Source organism: Actinoplanes ianthinogenes, assembly GCF_018324205.1.
Lineage (GTDB): Bacteria > Actinomycetota > Actinomycetes > Mycobacteriales > Micromonosporaceae > Actinoplanes > Actinoplanes ianthinogenes.
In genome coordinates, this window is record NZ_AP023356.1 from 1,927,898 (window position 1) to 1,944,762 (window position 16,865).

The 16,865-nt window shown below is 72.1% G+C and carries 14 protein-coding genes; 2 read left to right on the forward strand and 12 right to left on the reverse strand.

What is annotated here, in order from left to right; genetic code table 11:
* Window positions 1–32: 32 nt before the first annotated feature.
* From Aiant_RS08865 to Aiant_RS08875, 3 genes are all read right to left on the reverse strand, one after another.
* Window positions 33–1,217, reverse strand: coding sequence for an acyl-CoA dehydrogenase family protein (locus Aiant_RS08865; protein WP_189332488.1), 1,185 nt, complete (start codon window positions 1,215–1,217; stop codon window positions 33–35).
* Complete coding sequence (locus Aiant_RS08870) at window positions 1,214–2,584, reverse strand: FAD-dependent oxidoreductase (protein WP_189332487.1); 1,371 nt, start codon at window positions 2,582–2,584, stop codon at window positions 1,214–1,216. Before Aiant_RS08870 ends, Aiant_RS08865 begins: the two co-directional genes overlap by 4 nt.
* 73 nt (window positions 2,585–2,657) lie before the next feature.
* The gene (locus Aiant_RS08875) at window positions 2,658–3,455 is read right to left on the reverse strand and encodes a siderophore-interacting protein (protein WP_189332486.1); all 798 of its coding nucleotides are present in this window, start codon (window positions 3,453–3,455) and stop codon (window positions 2,658–2,660) included.
* Between the two features lie 141 nt (window positions 3,456–3,596).
* Here Aiant_RS08875 and Aiant_RS08880 point away from each other — a divergent pair, with 141 nt between their 5' ends.
* Window positions 3,597–3,938, forward strand: a complete 342-nt coding sequence (locus Aiant_RS08880; RefSeq protein WP_229830483.1) for a YciI family protein — start codon at window positions 3,597–3,599, stop codon at window positions 3,936–3,938.
* 50 nt (window positions 3,939–3,988) lie between these two features.
* On the opposite strand, the gene Aiant_RS08885 is transcribed toward Aiant_RS08880, so the two are convergent.
* The 4 genes from Aiant_RS08885 to Aiant_RS08900 all read right to left on the reverse strand — a co-directional run bounded on the left by Aiant_RS08885 (window position 3,989) and on the right by Aiant_RS08900 (window position 10,293).
* Window positions 3,989–5,776 (reverse strand): ABC transporter ATP-binding protein, encoded by a 1,788-nt coding sequence (locus Aiant_RS08885; protein ID WP_189332485.1) that lies wholly within the window; start codon window positions 5,774–5,776, stop codon window positions 3,989–3,991.
* The gene (locus Aiant_RS08890) at window positions 5,773–7,656 is read right to left on the reverse strand and encodes an ABC transporter ATP-binding protein (protein ID WP_189332484.1); all 1,884 of its coding nucleotides are present in this window, start codon (window positions 7,654–7,656) and stop codon (window positions 5,773–5,775) included. The genes Aiant_RS08885 and Aiant_RS08890 overlap by 4 nt, the downstream gene beginning before the upstream one ends.
* 7 nt (window positions 7,657–7,663) lie before the next feature.
* The gene (locus tag Aiant_RS08895; protein WP_189332483.1) at window positions 7,664–8,989 is read right to left on the reverse strand and encodes an ATP-grasp domain-containing protein; all 1,326 of its coding nucleotides are present in this window, start codon (window positions 8,987–8,989) and stop codon (window positions 7,664–7,666) included.
* Between the two features lie 71 nt (window positions 8,990–9,060).
* The gene (locus Aiant_RS08900) at window positions 9,061–10,293 is read right to left on the reverse strand and encodes a cytochrome P450 family protein (RefSeq protein ID WP_189332482.1); all 1,233 of its coding nucleotides are present in this window, start codon (window positions 10,291–10,293) and stop codon (window positions 9,061–9,063) included.
* Between the two features lie 189 nt (window positions 10,294–10,482).
* Between Aiant_RS08900 and Aiant_RS08905 the strand changes: the two genes are divergently transcribed.
* Window positions 10,483–11,640 (forward strand): epoxide hydrolase family protein, encoded by a 1,158-nt coding sequence (locus tag Aiant_RS08905; RefSeq protein ID WP_189332481.1) that lies wholly within the window; start codon window positions 10,483–10,485, stop codon window positions 11,638–11,640.
* A 903-nt stretch (window positions 11,641–12,543) separates the two neighbouring features.
* On the opposite strand, the gene Aiant_RS08910 is transcribed toward Aiant_RS08905, so the two are convergent.
* From Aiant_RS08910 to Aiant_RS08930, 5 genes are all read right to left on the reverse strand, one after another.
* Window positions 12,544–13,011: a GNAT family N-acetyltransferase gene (locus Aiant_RS08910; protein ID WP_189332480.1), complete on the reverse strand. Its 468-nt coding sequence runs from the start codon at window positions 13,009–13,011 to the stop codon at window positions 12,544–12,546.
* A 371-nt stretch (window positions 13,012–13,382) separates the two neighbouring features.
* Window positions 13,383–14,564, reverse strand: coding sequence for a type III PLP-dependent enzyme (locus tag Aiant_RS08915; RefSeq protein ID WP_189332479.1), 1,182 nt, complete (start codon window positions 14,562–14,564; stop codon window positions 13,383–13,385).
* Window positions 14,564–15,859, reverse strand: a complete 1,296-nt coding sequence (locus tag Aiant_RS08920; protein ID WP_189332478.1) for a DUF6271 family protein — start codon at window positions 15,857–15,859, stop codon at window positions 14,564–14,566. The genes Aiant_RS08915 and Aiant_RS08920 overlap by 1 nt, the downstream gene beginning before the upstream one ends.
* Complete coding sequence (locus Aiant_RS08925) at window positions 15,846–16,313, reverse strand: copper resistance CopC family protein (protein WP_189332477.1); 468 nt, start codon at window positions 16,311–16,313, stop codon at window positions 15,846–15,848. Before Aiant_RS08925 ends, Aiant_RS08920 begins: the two co-directional genes overlap by 14 nt.
* A complete protein-coding gene (locus Aiant_RS08930) occupies window positions 16,313–16,855 on the reverse strand; it encodes a hypothetical protein (RefSeq protein WP_189332476.1) in 543 nt (180 codons plus the stop codon). Before Aiant_RS08930 ends, Aiant_RS08925 begins: the two co-directional genes overlap by 1 nt.
* Window positions 16,856–16,865: the final 10 nt, after the last annotated feature.

The following is a 16,865-nucleotide window of genomic DNA, read 5'->3' on the forward strand; positions in this document are numbered from 1 at the left end:
CCCTACGACCCCTACGACCCCCCTAAAAGTGCTTACAAGTACATGGTGTTGGGCGCGAGCCCGGCCAGCAGGCGGCCGTACAGCTCCTGGTTGGTGTCGGGGTGCATCAGGGCGTGCAGGTTGAGCGACTGGATGTCGCGCTGGATCCGCTGGATCGCCACCGAGGCGTAGATCGACGAGCCGCCGCTGCCGGTGACCAGCAGGTCCACCGCGTTCTTGGCGAGCTGGAAGACCCGGCCGAGGGCGGCCCGGGCGGCGACCCGGTCCAGCGGCGTCCACTCCTGGCCGGTGGCGGCCCGCTCGTCGATCTGCGCGGCCAGCCGGGTGGCGTGGAACTCCGCCTCGTCGATCAGCAGGGTCGCCTCGGCGAGCTGCCGGTGGGTCACCGGGGCCTCCCGGCGGCTCGCGTACTCGGTGTAGGTGATCTTGTTGTCGAGCCGGGTGCGGTAGTCCTCCAGGGCGGCCTTGGCCAGCCCGATCGCGGTTCCGGTGAAGGACGCGCAGCCGGTCGCCATCATCGGCGCGCGGAACAGCGGGGTGCCGGCGTTGCGGGCGGACGCGTACTGCCCCTGGAGGATCGCGACCATCGGCAGGACCCGTTCGGCCGGGACGAAGACCTCGCGGGCGGCGGTGGTGACGCTGCCGGTCCCGCGCAGGCCGCTGGTGTGCCAGTCGTCGATCACGGTCAGGTCGCGCAGCGGGACGAGGGCCATCACCGGCCACAGCGAGGCACCGTCCGGGGTGGGCGCCATGGCCAGCACCAGCTGCCACCCGCTGTGCCGGGCGCCGCTGATGAAGTGCCACTCGCCGGAGATCACCAGGCCACCGTCGGCGGGCGTGGCCATGGCGCTGGGGCTCAGCACCCCGCACACGCCGCCGTCCGGGTCTGCGAACACCTCGTCCTGGACCGCGTCCGGGAACAGGCCGGTCAGCCAGTTGCACATCGACCAGACCGCGGCGAGCCACGCCGCGGACCCGTCGCCTTGGGCGAGCTCGGTGATCACGCGCAGCATCGTGGTGGCGTCCGCGGCGTGCCCGCCGTACTGCTGCGGCACGCGCATCCGCAGGATGCCGGCCTCGCGCAGCGCCGCCAGCGTCTCGGGGTGCAGCTCGCGGTGGTCCTCCTGCCAGAGCGCGTGCTCGCGCAGCACCGGTACGGCCCGGGCCGCGCGGTCCACCAGGTCTGTGCCGGCCTGAACCGGGATAGCCAGGGTCATGCTCTTCCTCCTGTGGTGTGCTGAAGAGGGGTTTCGGCCACGACGGGAACGTCGCGCGGCCACAGAACTCGGGACAGCACGCGCGGGCGCATCATCGCCTGCGGCGGGTCGACCAGGCCGGCCACCCGGACGAACGCCGCCGCGACGGCGCTGTCGCGGGTGGCGGCGACCTGGAGCCGGCGCATGAACGCGTTGCCCATCCGGACCTGGAGCGTGCGGCGCCCCTCGACCTCCGGGAAGGCGAGGTCGCCGCCCGCGGACATGTCCCAGGCGCCGTCCAGCTGCTTGGCCAGGGCGGTGAAGTAGCGGAACGGATCACCCGCGCCCTGCTTGAGGTAGTCACGCAGGACCAGGGCGCCGACCGCCGCGACGGTCATGCCCTGCGCGTAGATCGGGTTGAAGCCGCACGCCGCGTCGCCGAGCGCGACCAGGCCGGACGGCAGGTGGGACATCCGCTCGTAGCGGCGGCGGACGCTGGCCGGGAAGCGGAACTGCACCGGCTCGCCCAGCGGCTCGGCGTCCTTGATGGCCTCGTGGATCGCCGGGACCGGCAGGCTCCTGGCGTATTCCAGGAAGCCGGGCAGGTCGGTCGGGGCGCGATCGCCGAGGACGCCGTTGAGCGAGACGGAGTAGCGGTCCGGCAGCCGGGCCAGGGTCGCGCCGCGCGGGTGGCCGGGGGTGGCGACCGAGATGACCGCGATGCCGTCGCCGATCGGGTCCACCGGCAGCGGCGCGCGGAAGTCGCAGGAGGTGTAGGTCAGGTCCATCTTGACCTTCTCCTCCTGGACCGCCGGGTAGCCGATGTCGGCGAGCCAGCGCGGTGTCCGCGTGCCCCGCCCGGTGGCGTCCACGGTGAGGTCGGCGGGCTCCAGCACCGGATGCTCGTCGCCGGCCCCCTGGACCCGGGCGCCGGCCACGGCGCGGTGATCGTCGCTGAAGGCCAGCCCGACGATGTCGGCGTGGCGGAACGAGACGTTCGGCAGGGCCGCGACCCGCGCCCGCATCCGGTCCTCCAGCATCCAGCGGCCGGCCGAGACGCAGATCAGGTCGCTCGGCGACTGCTGGATCCGCCGGCCGGCGAAGTGCCAGCCCAGGCTGGTGGCGAAGTCACGGACCGGCACGCCGTCGCCGGCCAGCTCGGCGGTGAAGCCGGGAAAGAGTTCCTCGAGGATCTGCTGGCCCCGGGCCAGCAGTCCGTGGATGTGGTGGCCCTGCGGCACCGCCCGCCGCGGCCCGGTCACGCCCTCCAGCGGGTCCCGGTCGACCACGACGACCTCACGGAAGTGATCGGCGAGCACGCGGGCGGCGAACAGTCCGGCCACGCTGCCGCCCAGCACCACGGCCCGATCTCCGACATGTACGAACACCTGCGTCCCTCCGCTTCCTAGGTCTCCAGCGAGGGTCCCAACCGGACAGCGGGCGCCGCATCTCCCAGACTGCTCAGCGCGGCCGGGCGGCCCAGTAACCCTTGGCCTGCAACGTCCCGTCCCGGGTGCTGAGCCCCCACACGTCCCGCAGGTGCTGGCGGATCAGCCGGGTGGGTGTCGCCTCCCCGGCGACGAACGCCTGCACCGCGGCGTCCGGTGCGGGCAGCTCCCGTACGTACTCCCAGAGCGCCGCGCCGGGCGCCCGGTCGCCGCGGTCCAGCCAGCGGATCGGCCCGGCGCCCGGATAGCGCCGGTAGCAGCGGTCGCCGGTCTCGACGATCGCGAGGGCGGACGTGGCCGGGGCGAGCGACTCCAGGATGGCGGCGATCGCGGGCAGCGCCGACTCGTCGCCGATCAGCAGGTGCCGGGCGACGTCCGGCCGCGGCAGGTAGCCCGACTCCGGGCGCAGGAAGCCGACCCGGGCGCCGGTCCGGGCGGTGGCCGCCCACTGCGAGCCCGGCCCGTTGCCGTGCAGCAGGATGTCCACGTCGATCTCGCCGGTGCCGGGATCGTGGCGCCGTACCGTGTAGGACCGCATCGCGGTGCTGGCGCCGGGCGCCCAGAGCAGCCCGCGCGGCGTCCAGAGCGGGAACTCCGGCAGGGCGGTGACGGCCGGCGGCAGGAACAACCGGACCTTGGCCGCGGGCGGCGGCACCGGCAGCCCGCAGAGCGCCGCGCCGACGATGGTGATCCGTTTGACGTGCTCGGTGACGTAGGTGATCCGGCGGACGGTGCCGCGCAGGAACTGTGGATCGCGGAGCCCGGTCCCCCGGCGATCCAGCGTCGGGGCGGCGGCTTCCAACACGGCCATGACGGGCTCCTCGGAATAGGGGTGGCAATTCATCGTCAAAGGCCGCTCACAGGGGTGTCAAGAAACCGAGCAATCCCGCGTAAGGATCGGTTCCTAACCACATTGGAAAATGGGGATCGGTCACGAGAGAAGGAGATCCCCGTGAAATATCTGATGCTGGTCTGCGTCGATGAGTCGTTCATCCTGCCGCCGGCCGAGGAGGCGCAGATGCCCGCACGCACCGAGCGCTGGGCGACCGATGTGGACGGGCGGGACGTGCGGGTGCTCGGCAGCCGGGTGCAGCCGGTCAGCGCCGCCCGGACGGTCCGCGTGCGCGACGGCGCCGTGCTGGTCGAGGAGGGGCCGTTCGCCGCCACCACGCCGCAGATCGCCGGCTTCGACGTGCTCGAGTGCGCGACCCCGGAGGAGGCCGTCGAGGTGGCGGCCGCGCATCCGGTAGCGCCGCACGGCGTACTCGAATTGCGTCCTTTCTGGCAGGGCTGACAAAGGCGCGGGCGGGGTCTCACCCCGCCCGCGCCCCGATGCAGAATCAATTATCGGTACGCCTTCGCCTGCAGGTCGAACAGGTCGGCGTAAAGCCCGCCCTGTCCCATCAGACTGTCGTGATCACCGGTCTCGACCACCCGGCCGTCGCGCAGCACGATGATCAGATCGGCCATCCGCACGGTGGAGAACCGGTGCGACACGAACAGCGTGATCGCGCCGCGCCCGGCCCGCACCTGGCGGGCCTGCTCCGCGTAGAGCTCGAACAGCCGATGCTCGGCCTGCGGGTCGAGCGCCGACGTCGGTTCGTCCAGCACCAGCAGCAGCGGCGTCTCGCGCATCAGCGCCCGGCCGATGGCCAGCTTCTGCCACTGCCCGCCGGAGAGCTCGGCCCCGTTGGTGTAGCTCTTGCCCAGCTGGGTGTCCAGGCCCTGCTCCAGCCGCGCGACGACGTCCGCGCCCTGCGCCCGGTCCAGCGCCGTGGCGACCGCGCCGTCGTCGCCGATCCGGGGCAGGTCGCCGAGGCCGACGACGTCGCCGGTCCGCAGCTCGAACCGCGCGAAGTCCTGGAAGCCCGCGGAGACCTGCTCGCGCCACGCCGGCGCCGGGATGCGGCGCAGGTCGGTGCCGTCCACCAGGATCCGCCCGCCGGACGGCTGGTACAGCCCGCAGAGCAGCTTGACCAGGGTGCTCTTGCCGGCCCCGTTCTCCCCGACGATGGCCACGCTGGCGCCGGCGGGCAGCGTCAGCGACACCCCGCTGAGCACCGGCGTGTCCGTGCCGGGGTAGGCGAAGTCGACGCCGTCGACCACGATGCCGCCGGTGAGCCGCGCCGGTGGCGCCTGGTCCACCGGTTCCGGATGCGTCACGGTGACCAGCTTCCGCACGTTCCGGAAGCGTTGCAGCAGGCTGCCCACCCGCTGGAGGGTGCCGAGCAGGGTGATCGCCGTGATCACCTGGTGGTTCACCTGGCTGGCCAGCACCATCACCAGCACCACGTCGCCGATGGTGCCCTGCCCGGCCACCACGTCCCGGATGACCAGCAGCACCGCCCCGGTGTACGCCAGTCCGAACAGCACCTGCCCGGTCGCCCGGATCGCCCCGCCCCGCCCGTACGCCCCGGCCAGTCCCCGGCTGGTCCGCCCCCACTCCTGCCGGTGCCGCCGGCGCAGCTCGTCACGCAGCCCGAAGACCCGCAGCTCGCCGCCGAACCGCGCCGAGGTGGCCAGCCGGAACAGGTTCAGTGCGATCCGGGTCGACTCGGCGGTGCTCGTCTTGGCGTCGTCGATGCGCCGCTCCGCCCAGCGCCCGCTGAGCAGCGGCGGCAGCGCGGCGACCGGCATGAGCAGCAGCAGCACCAGGTTCACCCGGCCCAGCAGGATCGCGGTGAGCAGCCCGAACAGCACCAGGCCCAGGGTGCCGAACAGGGCCTCGAAGGCGAGCGTCAGCCGCCGCACGTCACGGCGCAGCACGGTCAGCTCGTCGGCGTAGTCGACCCGCTCGTGGTGCTCGATGCCCTCCGAGCCGTTGGAGAGCAGCATCAGCTCCTCCACCAGGTCCCGCTCGGCGATCTCGGACAGCTCGGTGTACGCGATGTGCGCGAAGTTGCCGAAGGTCAGGGTGATCATGACGAGGATCGCCACCAGCACCCCGCACCAGGCCGCCTTGGCGCCGTCGCCGCCGACCACGGCGTCGGTCATCACGCCCAGCCCGGCCGCCATCACCGGGCCCATGGTGACGTGCCCGAACATCAGGAAGATCGCGGACGCCGTCTTGCGCGGGTTCAGCCGCCACGCGATCGTGAGGAGCCGCCAGGACCCCTTCAGGGTCTGCCTCATGCCGGCAACCTCACTGTCTCTGCGTCGGTGAACCGGTCGGCCTGCAACCGGAACAGTCGGGCGTACACGCCGTCCCGGACCATCAGCTCCTCGTGGCTGCCCTGCTCGGCCACCCGGCCGCCGGTCAGCACGACGATCCGGTCGGCCTGCCGGACGGTGGAGAAGCGGTGCGAGATCAGCAGCGTGGTGGCGCCCTCGGTGAGGCTGGTGAAGTCCTGGAAGAAGCCGGCCTCGGCGCGCACGTCGAGGCTCGCGGTGGGCTCGTCCAGCACCAGGATCGAGGCGCCGTGGCGCAGCCCGAACAGCGCCCGGGCCAGCGCGATCCGCTGCCACTGCCCGCCGGACAGGTCCGCTCCCCCGGCCAGGTGCCGGGCCAGCGGGGTGTCCATCCCCTCGGGCAGCGCGTCGATCAGCTCGTGCAGGCCGACCGCTTCGATCGCGTCCCGGATGCCGTCCCGGTCGTCGAGGTGCCCGGCCGCGCCGAAGCCCACGTTGTCGGCGACCGACACCTCGTAGCGGGCGAACTCCTGGAAGGTCACGCCGAGCCGGGCCCGCCACTGCTCCAGCGGGATCGAGCGGATGTCCACGCCGTCCACCCGGATCGTCCCGGAGGTCGGCTCGTAGAGCCGGGCGAGCAGTTTGACCAGCGTGGTCTTGCCGGCGCCGTTCACACCGACCAGGGCGGTGCACCGGCCGAGCGGGATGGTCAGGTCGAGCTCCTCGAAGATCATCCGTTGCTCGCCGGGGTAGTGGAAGCTGACCCGGTCGAAGTGGATGGTGCCGGGCGATTCCGGGCGGGCGGCCACCGCCGCCGGCGCCGGCTCGGCCCGATACCCGGTCAGCCCGTCGACGAACCGCCGCACCGCCTCGTACGCGTGCATCCCGATCGCGGTGTGCAGGTCGGCCTCGGGGTAGAACTCGCCGAGCCGCAGCGCGAAGATCGCCGCCTGCATCACCATCACGAAGGTGGTCAGGGTCATCCCGGTGGCCGGGTTCGCGGCGGCCACCCCGGTCAGCGCGAACACCACCCCGCTGACCACCAGGCCCCAGGCCAGGATCCAGAGGAACGGCCACAGGTAGATCCGCCGCCGCGCCTCCCACACCGGCTTGAGCCACTCCATGTACTCGCGGTGCCACAGGTCGCGGAAGTGCTCGATCAGCCCGAAGACCCGCATCTCCTTGGCGGCCACCGCGTCGGTGGCGACCTCGCGCAGGTAGTCGTTGCGCCGTTCCTCGTCGTCGAGGTCGAACCGCACCTGGGCGAACTTGCGCAGGCCGCCCCGCTGGCCGTGGCGCAGCAGCAGCACCGCCACCACCAGGCCGGCCGAGGCGGCCCAGTTCAGGACCACGCCGACCAGGACGGCGTACCCGGCGAGCTTGGTGTATCGGGCGAGCAGGGCGAACAGGCCGGCGCAGGCCTCGCCGGGGCTGAACGCCCAGGTCTCCAGCTCCCGGGCCGCCGTGCGCAGGTCCTCGACCAGGCGCGGGTCTTCGAGGGGGCCGATGCCGGGGGTGCTGGTGGCGGCGGCCATCAGGCTGTCACTGACCCGCCCGTCGACGCGCCGGGCGATGAGCTGCCCGGCCAGCTCCTGCAACGGCGCGACCAGCATCTCGGTGATGGAGACGACGGTGGTGACCAGGAAGGCCGCGATCAGCGTGTGGTACGCGGGCGAGCCGAGCCCGGCCGCGGTCGCGGCCGGGACCTTGCCGAGCACCAGCGACGAGCTGACCACGTAGGCGATCGGCAGCACCCCGAGCACCAGGTTGACCAGGACGGCGAGCGCGATCAGCGGCGCACCGGCCAGGCCGGTCAGCCGGGCGATCTCCAGCCGGGCGACCGCCTGCCGGACCGCCGTCGTCTGCTTCAGGCGCGAGTTCATCGCACACCTACTGGCGCGGGCCGGGAGCGCCCGCCACCGCGTAGATGTCGTCGCGGATCCCCGCGATGATCTTCTGAGCCTCGGCCGCGGTCGGCGCCGCCGCGATCACCGCGATGATCGGGTCGGTCCAGCCCAGGGCCCGGATGCTGGTCGGGTACGCCTTGACCCCGGCGTCCCACAGCCGCTGGAACACCGGCCGGATGTGCTCCTCGTACGACGTGCCCTCCAGCACCGGCAGCATGAAGTGCGCCGACAGCGTCAGCTCCTTCTCCGCACCCCAGTACCGCAGCAGCCCACCGGCGTGCAGCGAGCCGCTGCGCCGGGCGTTGATCTCGGTGATGTACAGCTGGTCGTCGGCGCCGGCCACGCAGTCGATGCACATCCAGCCGACGTAGCCCAGCTGGCGCGCCGCCTCGCCGACCTCGTACGCCGCCGCCCGCAGCCGCTCGGCCCAGACCGGCGGCAGCGCGCCCTCGCCCACGTCCACGCTGCGGAACGAATACCCGTGCTCCACGGTCAGCGCGCAGAGCACCACGTCCTCGACCCCGTCCGGGCCGACCAGGATGTCCGCGGCCGGGCAGCCGACACCCGCGGCGTGCTCGACGAACTCCTGGATCAGGATGGGGAAGGCGAAGAACGAGTCGGCGCTCGCCTCGTCCAGGAAGGCGTCCACGTTGCCGGGCTGGTCGGTGACCACCCGGGAGCCGTCCCCGGCCACGCCGAACAGCGTCCGGGCGATGACCCGGCCATGCTTGGCGACCAGCGAGCGCAGCGCGCCCTTGAGCTCCACCCAGTTGCCGACCACCACACCGGGCGCCACCCGCATGGCCGGCAGGGTGCGGGCCAGGTCCAGGCAGCTCACCTTGGAGTCCAGGTAGAGGCTGGCCCAGAACGCCTCCTCGGGGACCGAGTCCAGCTCGACCTGGTGGCCCCAGCCGCTCACCAGCGCGGCCAGCAGGTAGGTCTCGGCGGTGGGCCCGACCATGGTCAGTTTCACCACGTCGTACCCGGTGACGAGTTTGCGCAGCTCGCGCTGGGCGTCACCGTCGTGCAGCAGGTCGTCGACGAGCAGGCCGGAGCGCATCACCGGGGAGACCACCGGCGGCGCGGCCAGGTCCAGGGCCTTGTGGATGTCGTCGAACCAGGCCTGGCTCCAGCCTTTCGGCAGCACCAGCACCCGCGGGGCGTCGGTCCAGAAGACCGAGTGCTCGCACTCGTAGGTGCCGCCGAACCGCACCACGCGGGCCCGCTCCTCGCCCTTGAGCTGGAGGGCGGGGTTGCGCAGGTGGTACTCGGCCATGTTCGGGATGATGAGTTCGATCGCGTCAGACATAGGTTCAGCCTGTCCCGGCCAGGGCTGCCGATTCATCTTCTGAACTGCGCTCTGGCCGGGGACCTTCGGTCTCAGGCAGCCGGCTCGCCGAGGATCACCGGCAGGGTCTCGGTGCCGTTGAGCAGGAAGGTGCTCTGCGGCACGATCTCGGCGGCCGGGACGGCCAGGGCGATGTCCGGGAAGCGCTCGAACAGGGCGGGCAGCGCGATGGCCGCCTCCAGCCGGGCCAGCGGGGCGCCCAGGCAGTGGTGCACGCCGTAGCCGAAGGACAGGTGGTCCTTGTCGGCACGGGTGATGTCGAACTCGTCCGCGGCGTCGCCGTGCCGCGACGGGTCCCGGCCGGCGGCCGCGAAGCCCATCAGCACCGGGTCGCCCTTCGGGATGGTCACGCCGGCGATCTCCACGTCCTCGGTGGTGAACCGGAACGGCAGCTGGGCGATCGGCGACTGCACCCGCAGCGTCTCCTCGATCACGTCCTTCCACGGCACCTGGCCGGAGCGGACCAGTTCCAGCTGGTCCGGGTGGGTGAGCAGCATGACGACGGCCTTGCTGATCAGGTTGGTGGTGGTCTCCGACCCGGCGCCGAGCATCAGGTGCAGGGTGCCGGCCAGCTCCGAGTCGTTGAGCACCGAGCCGTCCTCGGTCTTCGTCTTGATCAGCATGCTGAGCAGGTCGTCGGCCGGGTGCTGCCGCTTCGTCTCGACCAGGTCGTGCATGGCCTGGTGCCACTGCTCGACGTTGGCGACCGCCTCCTCGTGGCTGATCGTGGTGTCCACGTTGACCTCGCCGCCGCGCATCACCTCGCGGCGCATGTCCTCCGGCACGCCGAACAGGTCGCAGATGACCCGGGTGGGCAGCGGGTAGGCGTACCGGCCCTTGAGGTCGACCACCTCGCCCGGCGCCGCGGTGCCCAGGTCGGCGAGCAGCTCGGTGGTGATCTGCTCGATCTGCGGGCGCATCGCCTCGCTGCGCCGCATGGTGAACGCCGCCGCGGTCAGCTTGCGCAGCCGGGCGTGGTCGGCGCCGTCGGCGGTGGTCATGTTGTCCATCAGCACCCAGCCGATGAGCGGGAAGTCGTCGCCGATCTCCCCGTTGATGAACGCGGTCCAGTGCTTGTGCGCGTCCTTGGCGAAGCGGTTGTCGCCGAGCACCTGGCGGACCATGTCGTAGCCGACGACGGACCAGGCCCGTACGCCACCGGGCAGCTCGACCTGGGCGATCGGGCCCTGCGCGCGCAGCCGGTCACCCTCGGCGTGAACGTCGCGGCCGGTCGGGTCGAGGACGACGGAAGTGATGGTAGTCAATGTATCCTCCAAGCGGAGTAATCCCGGTAAGGACGTTCTGAGTTCAATCTTAGAAATGCTGAGAGCTTTTTCTTCTTCCAGCGTGCGCTACCTGCCAGAGGTCCTTTCGAAACGCTGGCCAGCATTGCTAGCGTCGATGGATACCGCTACCCCTATCGACAATTCCGCCCCCTAAAAAGGAGCCCCGAGATGCGACCGTTCACCATCGCTGTCCCGCAGGCGGATCTCGACGACCTGCACCGCCGCCTGGCGGACACCCGCTGGCCCAGCGAACTGCCCGGCAGCGGCTGGGACCGGGGCGTGCCGCTGGACTACCTCAAGGAGCTGGCGGAGTACTGGCGCACCGAGTTCGACTGGCGGGCCGTGGAGGCGCGGATCAACCAGTTCCCGCAGTTCATCACCGAGATCGACGGCACCGGCGTGCACTTCCTGCACGTCCGCTCCCCCGAGCCGGACGCGGTCCCGCTGCTCATGACGCACGGCTGGCCCGGCACCTTCGCCGAGTACCTCGACGTGATCGGCCCGCTGACCGACCCGCGCGCCCACGGCGGCGACCCGTCCCAGGCGTTCCACCTGGTCATCCCCTCACTGCCGGGCTTCGGCTTCTCCCCGCCGACCACCGAGCCGGGCTGGAACGTCTTCCGGATCGCCGCGGCGTGGGGCGAGCTGATGGACCGCCTCGGCTACGACCGCTACCTCGTGCACGGCGGTGACCTCGGCGTCTGGACGTCCCTCACGCTGGCCGGGATGCGGCCGCAGGCGGTCGCCGGCGCGCACGTCACCTTCCTGCTCACCCCGCCGTCCGGCGACCCGGCCGAGCTCGCCGCCCTCGACCAGCAGGACCTCGGCCGGTTGCAGCAGATGGCGGAGTTCATGCAGACCAAGGGCGGTTACATGCACGTGCAGGGCCGCCGCCCGCAGACCCTCGCCTACGGCCTCACCGACTCACCGGCCGGCCAGCTGGCCTGGATCACCGAGAAGTTCTTCGAGTGGACCGGCGCCGAGAAGTCCCCGGAGGACACGGTCACCCGCGACCAGCTGCTCACGAACGTCTCGATCTACTGGCTGACCGCCACCGCCGGATCGTCCGCGCAGCTCTACTACGAGATGGCCGACCTGCTGCCGATCGCGCCGACCCCGCCGCCGGCCGCCCCGCCGCACCCGGTCCCGCTCGGCGTCGCCGTCTACGCCCACGACGCCAGCCTGGCCATCCGCAAACTCGCCGAGCCGAACTTCCCCAACATCGTCCAGTGGAACGAATTCCCGGAAGGCGGCCACTTCCCCGCCCTGGAACAGCCGGACCTCTTCGTCGACGACCTCCGCGCCTTCAAGGAAAACCTCGCCTGAGAGGTTCGCCGAAAAAGCCGGCCGGGATTCCGGTCGGCTTTTCCGATGCGCCCGAAACCCTTTATTTCGTACGACTCGGAGTCCCGTGACAATCGGCCCGCCAGGCCGCGGCCACCCCGGACCGCCACGCGTGTCGTGCGGGTCCGCTCGACTCACGCGACGCTCGCCCCACTCACGACCGCAACGCGCCCCAGGCCCGTCATCCCAGCTGGCCCCCACGGCCCTATCCACGCTCAAAATAGGGCCGCCAACACCAGCCCCGAAACCCCGGCTGGCTCCCACAGCCCTAAGTAACGTCCGGAAAGGGCCACCAAGACCAGCCCTGGGACTCGGGCTGGCTCCCACGGCCCTATCCACGCTCGGGACAGGGCCGTCAAGACCAGCCCCGCAACCCCGGCTGGCTTCCACGGCCCTATGTGACGTCCGGCAAGGGCCGCCAAGACCAGCCCCGGAACTCGGGCTGGCTCCCACGGCCCTATCCACGCCCGGGACAGGGCCGTGAGGACCAGCCCCGAAACCCCGGCTGGCTCCCACGGCCCTATCCACGCTCGGAATAGGGCCGCCAAGACCAGCCCCGGGACTCGGGCTGGCTTCCACGGCCCTATCCACGCTCGGGACAGGGCCGCCACGACCAGCCCCGGGACTCGGGCTGGCTCCCACGGCCCTATCCACCCTCGGAACAGGGCCGCCAAGACCAGCCCCGCAACTCCGGCTGGCTCCCACGGCCCTAAGTGACGTCTGGAAAGGGCCGTGGGGACCAGCCGGTGGGGGACAGCGGACCCGCACGACACGCGTGGCGGTCCGGAGGGACCGCGGCCTGGCGAGCCGATTGCCACGGGGCTCCGAGTCGTACTGAAAAGTCGGAGAAGGAGCCGCAGCGGTCCGGCGGTGGAGGGATGGTTTTCAGAGGCGGCGGGTCAGATAGGTCGCCGGGCCGTAAGCGGCCGGGGGTGTGACGTCCGGGCGGGGGCGGAAGCCCTGGGACTGCCAGAATCCGGCGGCTTCGCCGAGCGCGACCAGGGAGACCGAGGTGTAGCCCTGCGTCGCGGCCTCGGTGAGTAGGCGGCGGACCAGGCGGGCGCCGAGGCCGGCGCGGCGGCGGCCCGGGGCGATGGCCAGGTCGTGCAGATGCAGGTTCGAGGAGACGTGCCTGGTCGTCTCGGGGTGGGCCAGGTCCGGGCTGCGGCGGTCCGGATAGGGGAGCGCCAGGAGGTATCCGGCGATCTCCGGGCCGTCGGCGAGGACATACGAGGTGGCTGGGTTCATCCGGGTCCGCAGCACGTCAGGATCCTCCGAGACGCCCTTGGCCGCATAGGTTCGGGCCTCCAGCGCGACGATGCCCGGCCAGTCGCGGTCCGCAACGCGCCGCAACTCCGGCCTGTCACGGTCCGCGGCCTGCCGCGGCGCCGACCCGCCGCGGTCCGCAACGCGCCGCAACTCCGGCCTGTCACGGTCCGCGGCCTGCCGCGGCGCCGAGCTGTCGCGGTCCGCAAAGCGCCGCGATTGCGGCCCGTCGCGGTCCGTGGGGAGCGGCAACTCCACCCCGTCACGGTCCGCGGCCCGCCGCGGCACCGACCCGCCGCGGTCCGCAACGCGCCGCAACTCCGCCCCGTCACGGTCCGCGGCCCGCCGCGGCGCCGACCCGCCGCGGTCCGCAAAGCGCCGCAACTCCGGCCCGTCACGGTCCGTGGGGTGCCGCGGCGCCGAGCTGTCGCGGTCCGTGGGGTGCTGCGGCTTCCGGGTCATCGCAGGGCCGGCAGGTGGGCGCGGACGGCCCGGTGCGGCAGCGGGTCGAAGCCGTTGAAGCCCACCGTCCGATAGCTGACCGAGTAGGCGCCGGCCGCGAGGATCCAGACCGGGTCGCCGGAGCGCAGATCGGCCGGGACCAGCATCGGGTGCCCGGCGTCGAACGCGTCGTCGCTGTCGCAGGTCGGACCGGCGATCACGGCCGGTACCGTCGGGCCGCCCCGGTGGCCGGGGAACTCCAGCCGGTATTGCAGCTGGTCCATCTCGTAGAGGCCGTTGAACTTGCCGCAGCTCAGGTAGAGCCAGTGTGGCCGGCGCCCGAAGCGCTGCCGGCGGGCGGTGAGCCGGACGACGTGCGCGCGGATCGCACCGTGGTCGGCGACCAGGTGCCGGCCCGGTTCCAGGACGAACTCGAGCGGCGTCCCGGCTACCCGCCGCAGCCTGCCGACGCCGTCGCGGATCTCCGCCAGGATGCCGTCGATCGGCGGGCGCAGCGGCACGCCCCGCCGGTCGAGATAACCGAGGGCGGGCAGGCCGCCGCCCAGGTTGACGTGGTCGAGCCGGATGCCGCGCCGCCGGAGCAGGGCGATCGCGTGCGCCAGGTCGTCGGCGGCGGCCCGCCACGCGGCCGTGCTCATCTGCTGCGAGCCGACGTGCAGCGACAGCCCGGCCGGGACGAGCCCGCGATCCCGGGCCGTCTCCAGGACGGTCACCGCCTCCGGCACCGAGCAGCCGTTCTTGCCCTGCAACCCCCACAGCGCGCCGGCCCCGCTGGTGCTGATCCGGCAGAACACCCGGGCACCGGGCGCGTGCTCGGCGACCGCCCGCACGTCCGCGACGCTGTCCGTGGCGAAGTCCCGGATACCCAGGCGATGGGCGATGCCGATGTCCCGGTCCGACTTCACCGCGTTGCCGTAGTGGATCACGTCCGGTGCCGCCCCGGTGCGCAACGCCTGCCGGATCTCGCCGAGGCCGGCCGTGTCGAAGCCGGCACCGCCCCCGGCCAGCGCGTCCAGCACCTCGTCCACCGGGCAGGCCTTCACCGCGAACCGCACCGCCACCCCGGGCAGGTCCCGGAGCAGCCGCGCGTGGCTCTCCTCGACGGCGTCGAGGTCGAAGACGATCTGGTCCTCGCCGGCCGCGGCCAGCGCGTCCCGCAGGGTCCGGGAGATCCGCATCAAAGTCCGACCGCCCGGGCCGCGCCCACCAAAGCCGACCAGGCCTCGATCAGCACGGCGTAGTCGGCCATGTCCTGCGCCGCCTCGGCCAGCAGCCGGTCCCGGACCGTCGCGAGCCGGTCGGCGTACTCCGCGTAGCGCCCGCCCAGCCGCCGATAGGTCCGGTCCAGCTGGTCGAGCCGCCGGACGTTCGGGGCCCGGTCGAGCGTGGTGCTCTCCCGGACGATGGCCGCGACCAGGCCGGGCCGCAGCCGGTGCCGCTCGTCCAGCAACCGCTCGCCCTCCTCCCCCAGCCGCTGGTAGATCGGGTGCAGGTAGAGCATCGACAGGAAGAACTTGGTGAACCGCAGCTGGTAAGGGTGGAACGCGGCGTCGCTCTTGCGGTCCGGGGTGTGCTTGTTGATCACGTGCCGGTTGTGCAGCACCCCGGGCAGCCGGCTGTCCGGCACCAGGTGGATCAGGAAGTAGTCGCTGCCGATCGTCTCGGTCATCGGCGGCAGCGGGATCTCTTCGTGCACCCGGTAGTAACTGATGTTGCCCATGTCCACCCGCATCGGATCGACCAGGCACAGCGTCGACTCGTCCGCGCGGAACGCGTCGTCGCCGGACCCGAGGAACGACTCCGCGACCAGCTCGCGCAGCTCCTGCTCCGGCGTGCCCTCGGCGGCCCAGAGGCTGACCACGTCGTGGTACGCCTCCGGGTCGAGCTGCCGCATCTCGTCGATGTCCACCGACATCGCGCCGATGTAGGAGGCGCCCACGCTGACCACCGGCTTGCCGGCGTGCGCCGGGTCGAGCTCGACCCGGGTCACACCGGCCGCCGCCTCACCCGCGGGCTTGCCGAGCGAGGCCAGCTCGTGGTGGATCGGGAAGACCGGTTCGCCGTCGTGCACCTGGAACTCGATGTCCGAGTCGCGGCGGTGCACGGACTCGCAGCCCAGCGCGGCGGCGATCAGGAACGCCCGGTTGGTGCAGGCGCCGTAGGAGACCGCGCCGGGCAGCATCAGGTCGAGCAGCAGCTCCGGTTTCGGGGTCGCCGCCCGGCTGATCACCCGGCGCAGGAACCGGCGCTGGGCGTCCTCGTCGAGGTGCACCACCGTGCTGCCCGGCGGCAGGGCGGTGACCGCCGCGGCGTGCCGGGCGAACGTGTCCGGATCGGTCGAGTCCAGGATCAGCACCACCGTCTCGACACCGAAGCGCTCGGTGGCGTAGGCGGCTTCCGCCGCCACGGCGGTGATGGTCGCGGCACACTCACGGTGGGTGGGCAGGACGAGACAAGCCTTACGTACGGTCATCGACGGTCCTCACCGGACGACGGAGCAGCAGGGTCCCCACGGTGAGCACGGCGATCAGGTCGAGCACCAGGAAGACGGCGCTGAGCGGATCGATGCCGTGCTCGTGCGCCGCGATCTCGCCGGTGCCGAGGACCCCGCTCACCTCGTCCCCGGCCGCCCCGACCACGTGGTAGGCGACGGTGTAGCCGCCGTCCCCGAGCACCGGCACCCGCAGCACGTGGCCGGGCTCGGCGCCGACCGGGCCGGCCTCGATCTGCCGGCCGTCCGCCGCGGCGACCGCGACGTGCGACAGGGCGGGGTCGGCGTCCGCCGAGAAGGTCAGCCGGACCTCCCCCGGCCCCTCGGTCCAGGTCACCAGGTTCAGCGGCGCCTGCCGGTGGGTGCTCGCCAGCCAGAGGACCAGCGGGGCGAGCACCACCAGCACGGCTGTCAGCCGCCGGCCACGCGCGGACATCAGACGGCCGCGGCGACCGGACGCGCGGGCACCCGGACGCAGTCGCACTGCGCGGCGGCCAGCTCCCGGCGGTTCGGCCGCAGATGCAGGTACATCCCGATGATCATCGGAATGAACACGATCGAGTTGTAGAACAGGTGCAGCTCGACCCGCGGGTAGAGCAGCTGCAACAGGCTGGTCGGCACCGGCTTGCCGAAGAAGGCGTGACCGGTCTGCGCCTGGACGAGCAGCAGGAAGTGCTCGATGTGGTGCCAGAACTGGATCACCAGGGCGACCGTCCACCAGGTCCGGGCCCGGCCGACGAACCCGGGGCGGAGCGCGAACAGCAGCACCAGCATCACGATGGCGTAGCCGTAGTGCATCCACTCGGACTTGACCAGCCAGGGGTAGAACTGCCCGAGCACGCCGCGGGCCTGCGGGCGAGGCCAGCCCAGGACCCAGATCTGGTACGCCTGCACCAGGTGCTCGGCCCAGTGCGCCAGGGTGACCGCCAGGAACACGGTGAGCGCGGCCCGGTGCCTGCGGTGGTTGAGCGAACTCATCTCCGGTCTC

Bases quoted from the DNA above. Each gene is read 5' to 3' on its own strand.
- Aiant_RS08865 (WP_189332488.1), bottom strand. From the start codon at position 1,217: ATGACCCTGGCTATCCCGGTTCAGGCCGGCACAGACCTGGTGGACCGC.
- Aiant_RS08875 (WP_189332486.1), bottom strand. From the start codon at position 3,455: ATGGCCGTGTTGGAAGCCGCCGCCCCGACGCTGGATCGCCGGGGGACC.
- Aiant_RS08885 (WP_189332485.1), bottom strand. From the start codon at position 5,776: ATGAGGCAGACCCTGAAGGGGTCCTGGCGGCTCCTCACGATCGCGTGG.
- Aiant_RS08890 (WP_189332484.1), bottom strand. From the start codon at position 7,656: ATGAACTCGCGCCTGAAGCAGACGACGGCGGTCCGGCAGGCGGTCGCC.
- Aiant_RS08895 (WP_189332483.1), bottom strand. From the start codon at position 8,989: ATGTCTGACGCGATCGAACTCATCATCCCGAACATGGCCGAGTACCAC.
- Aiant_RS08905 (WP_189332481.1), top strand. From the start codon at position 10,483: ATGCGACCGTTCACCATCGCTGTCCCGCAGGCGGATCTCGACGACCTG.
- Aiant_RS08915 (WP_189332479.1), bottom strand. From the start codon at position 14,564: ATGCGGATCTCCCGGACCCTGCGGGACGCGCTGGCCGCGGCCGGCGAG.
- Aiant_RS08920 (WP_189332478.1), bottom strand. From the start codon at position 15,859: ATGACCGTACGTAAGGCTTGTCTCGTCCTGCCCACCCACCGTGAGTGT.
- Aiant_RS08925 (WP_189332477.1), bottom strand. From the start codon at position 16,313: ATGTCCGCGCGTGGCCGGCGGCTGACAGCCGTGCTGGTGGTGCTCGCC.
- Aiant_RS08930 (WP_189332476.1), bottom strand. From the start codon at position 16,855: ATGAGTTCGCTCAACCACCGCAGGCACCGGGCCGCGCTCACCGTGTTC.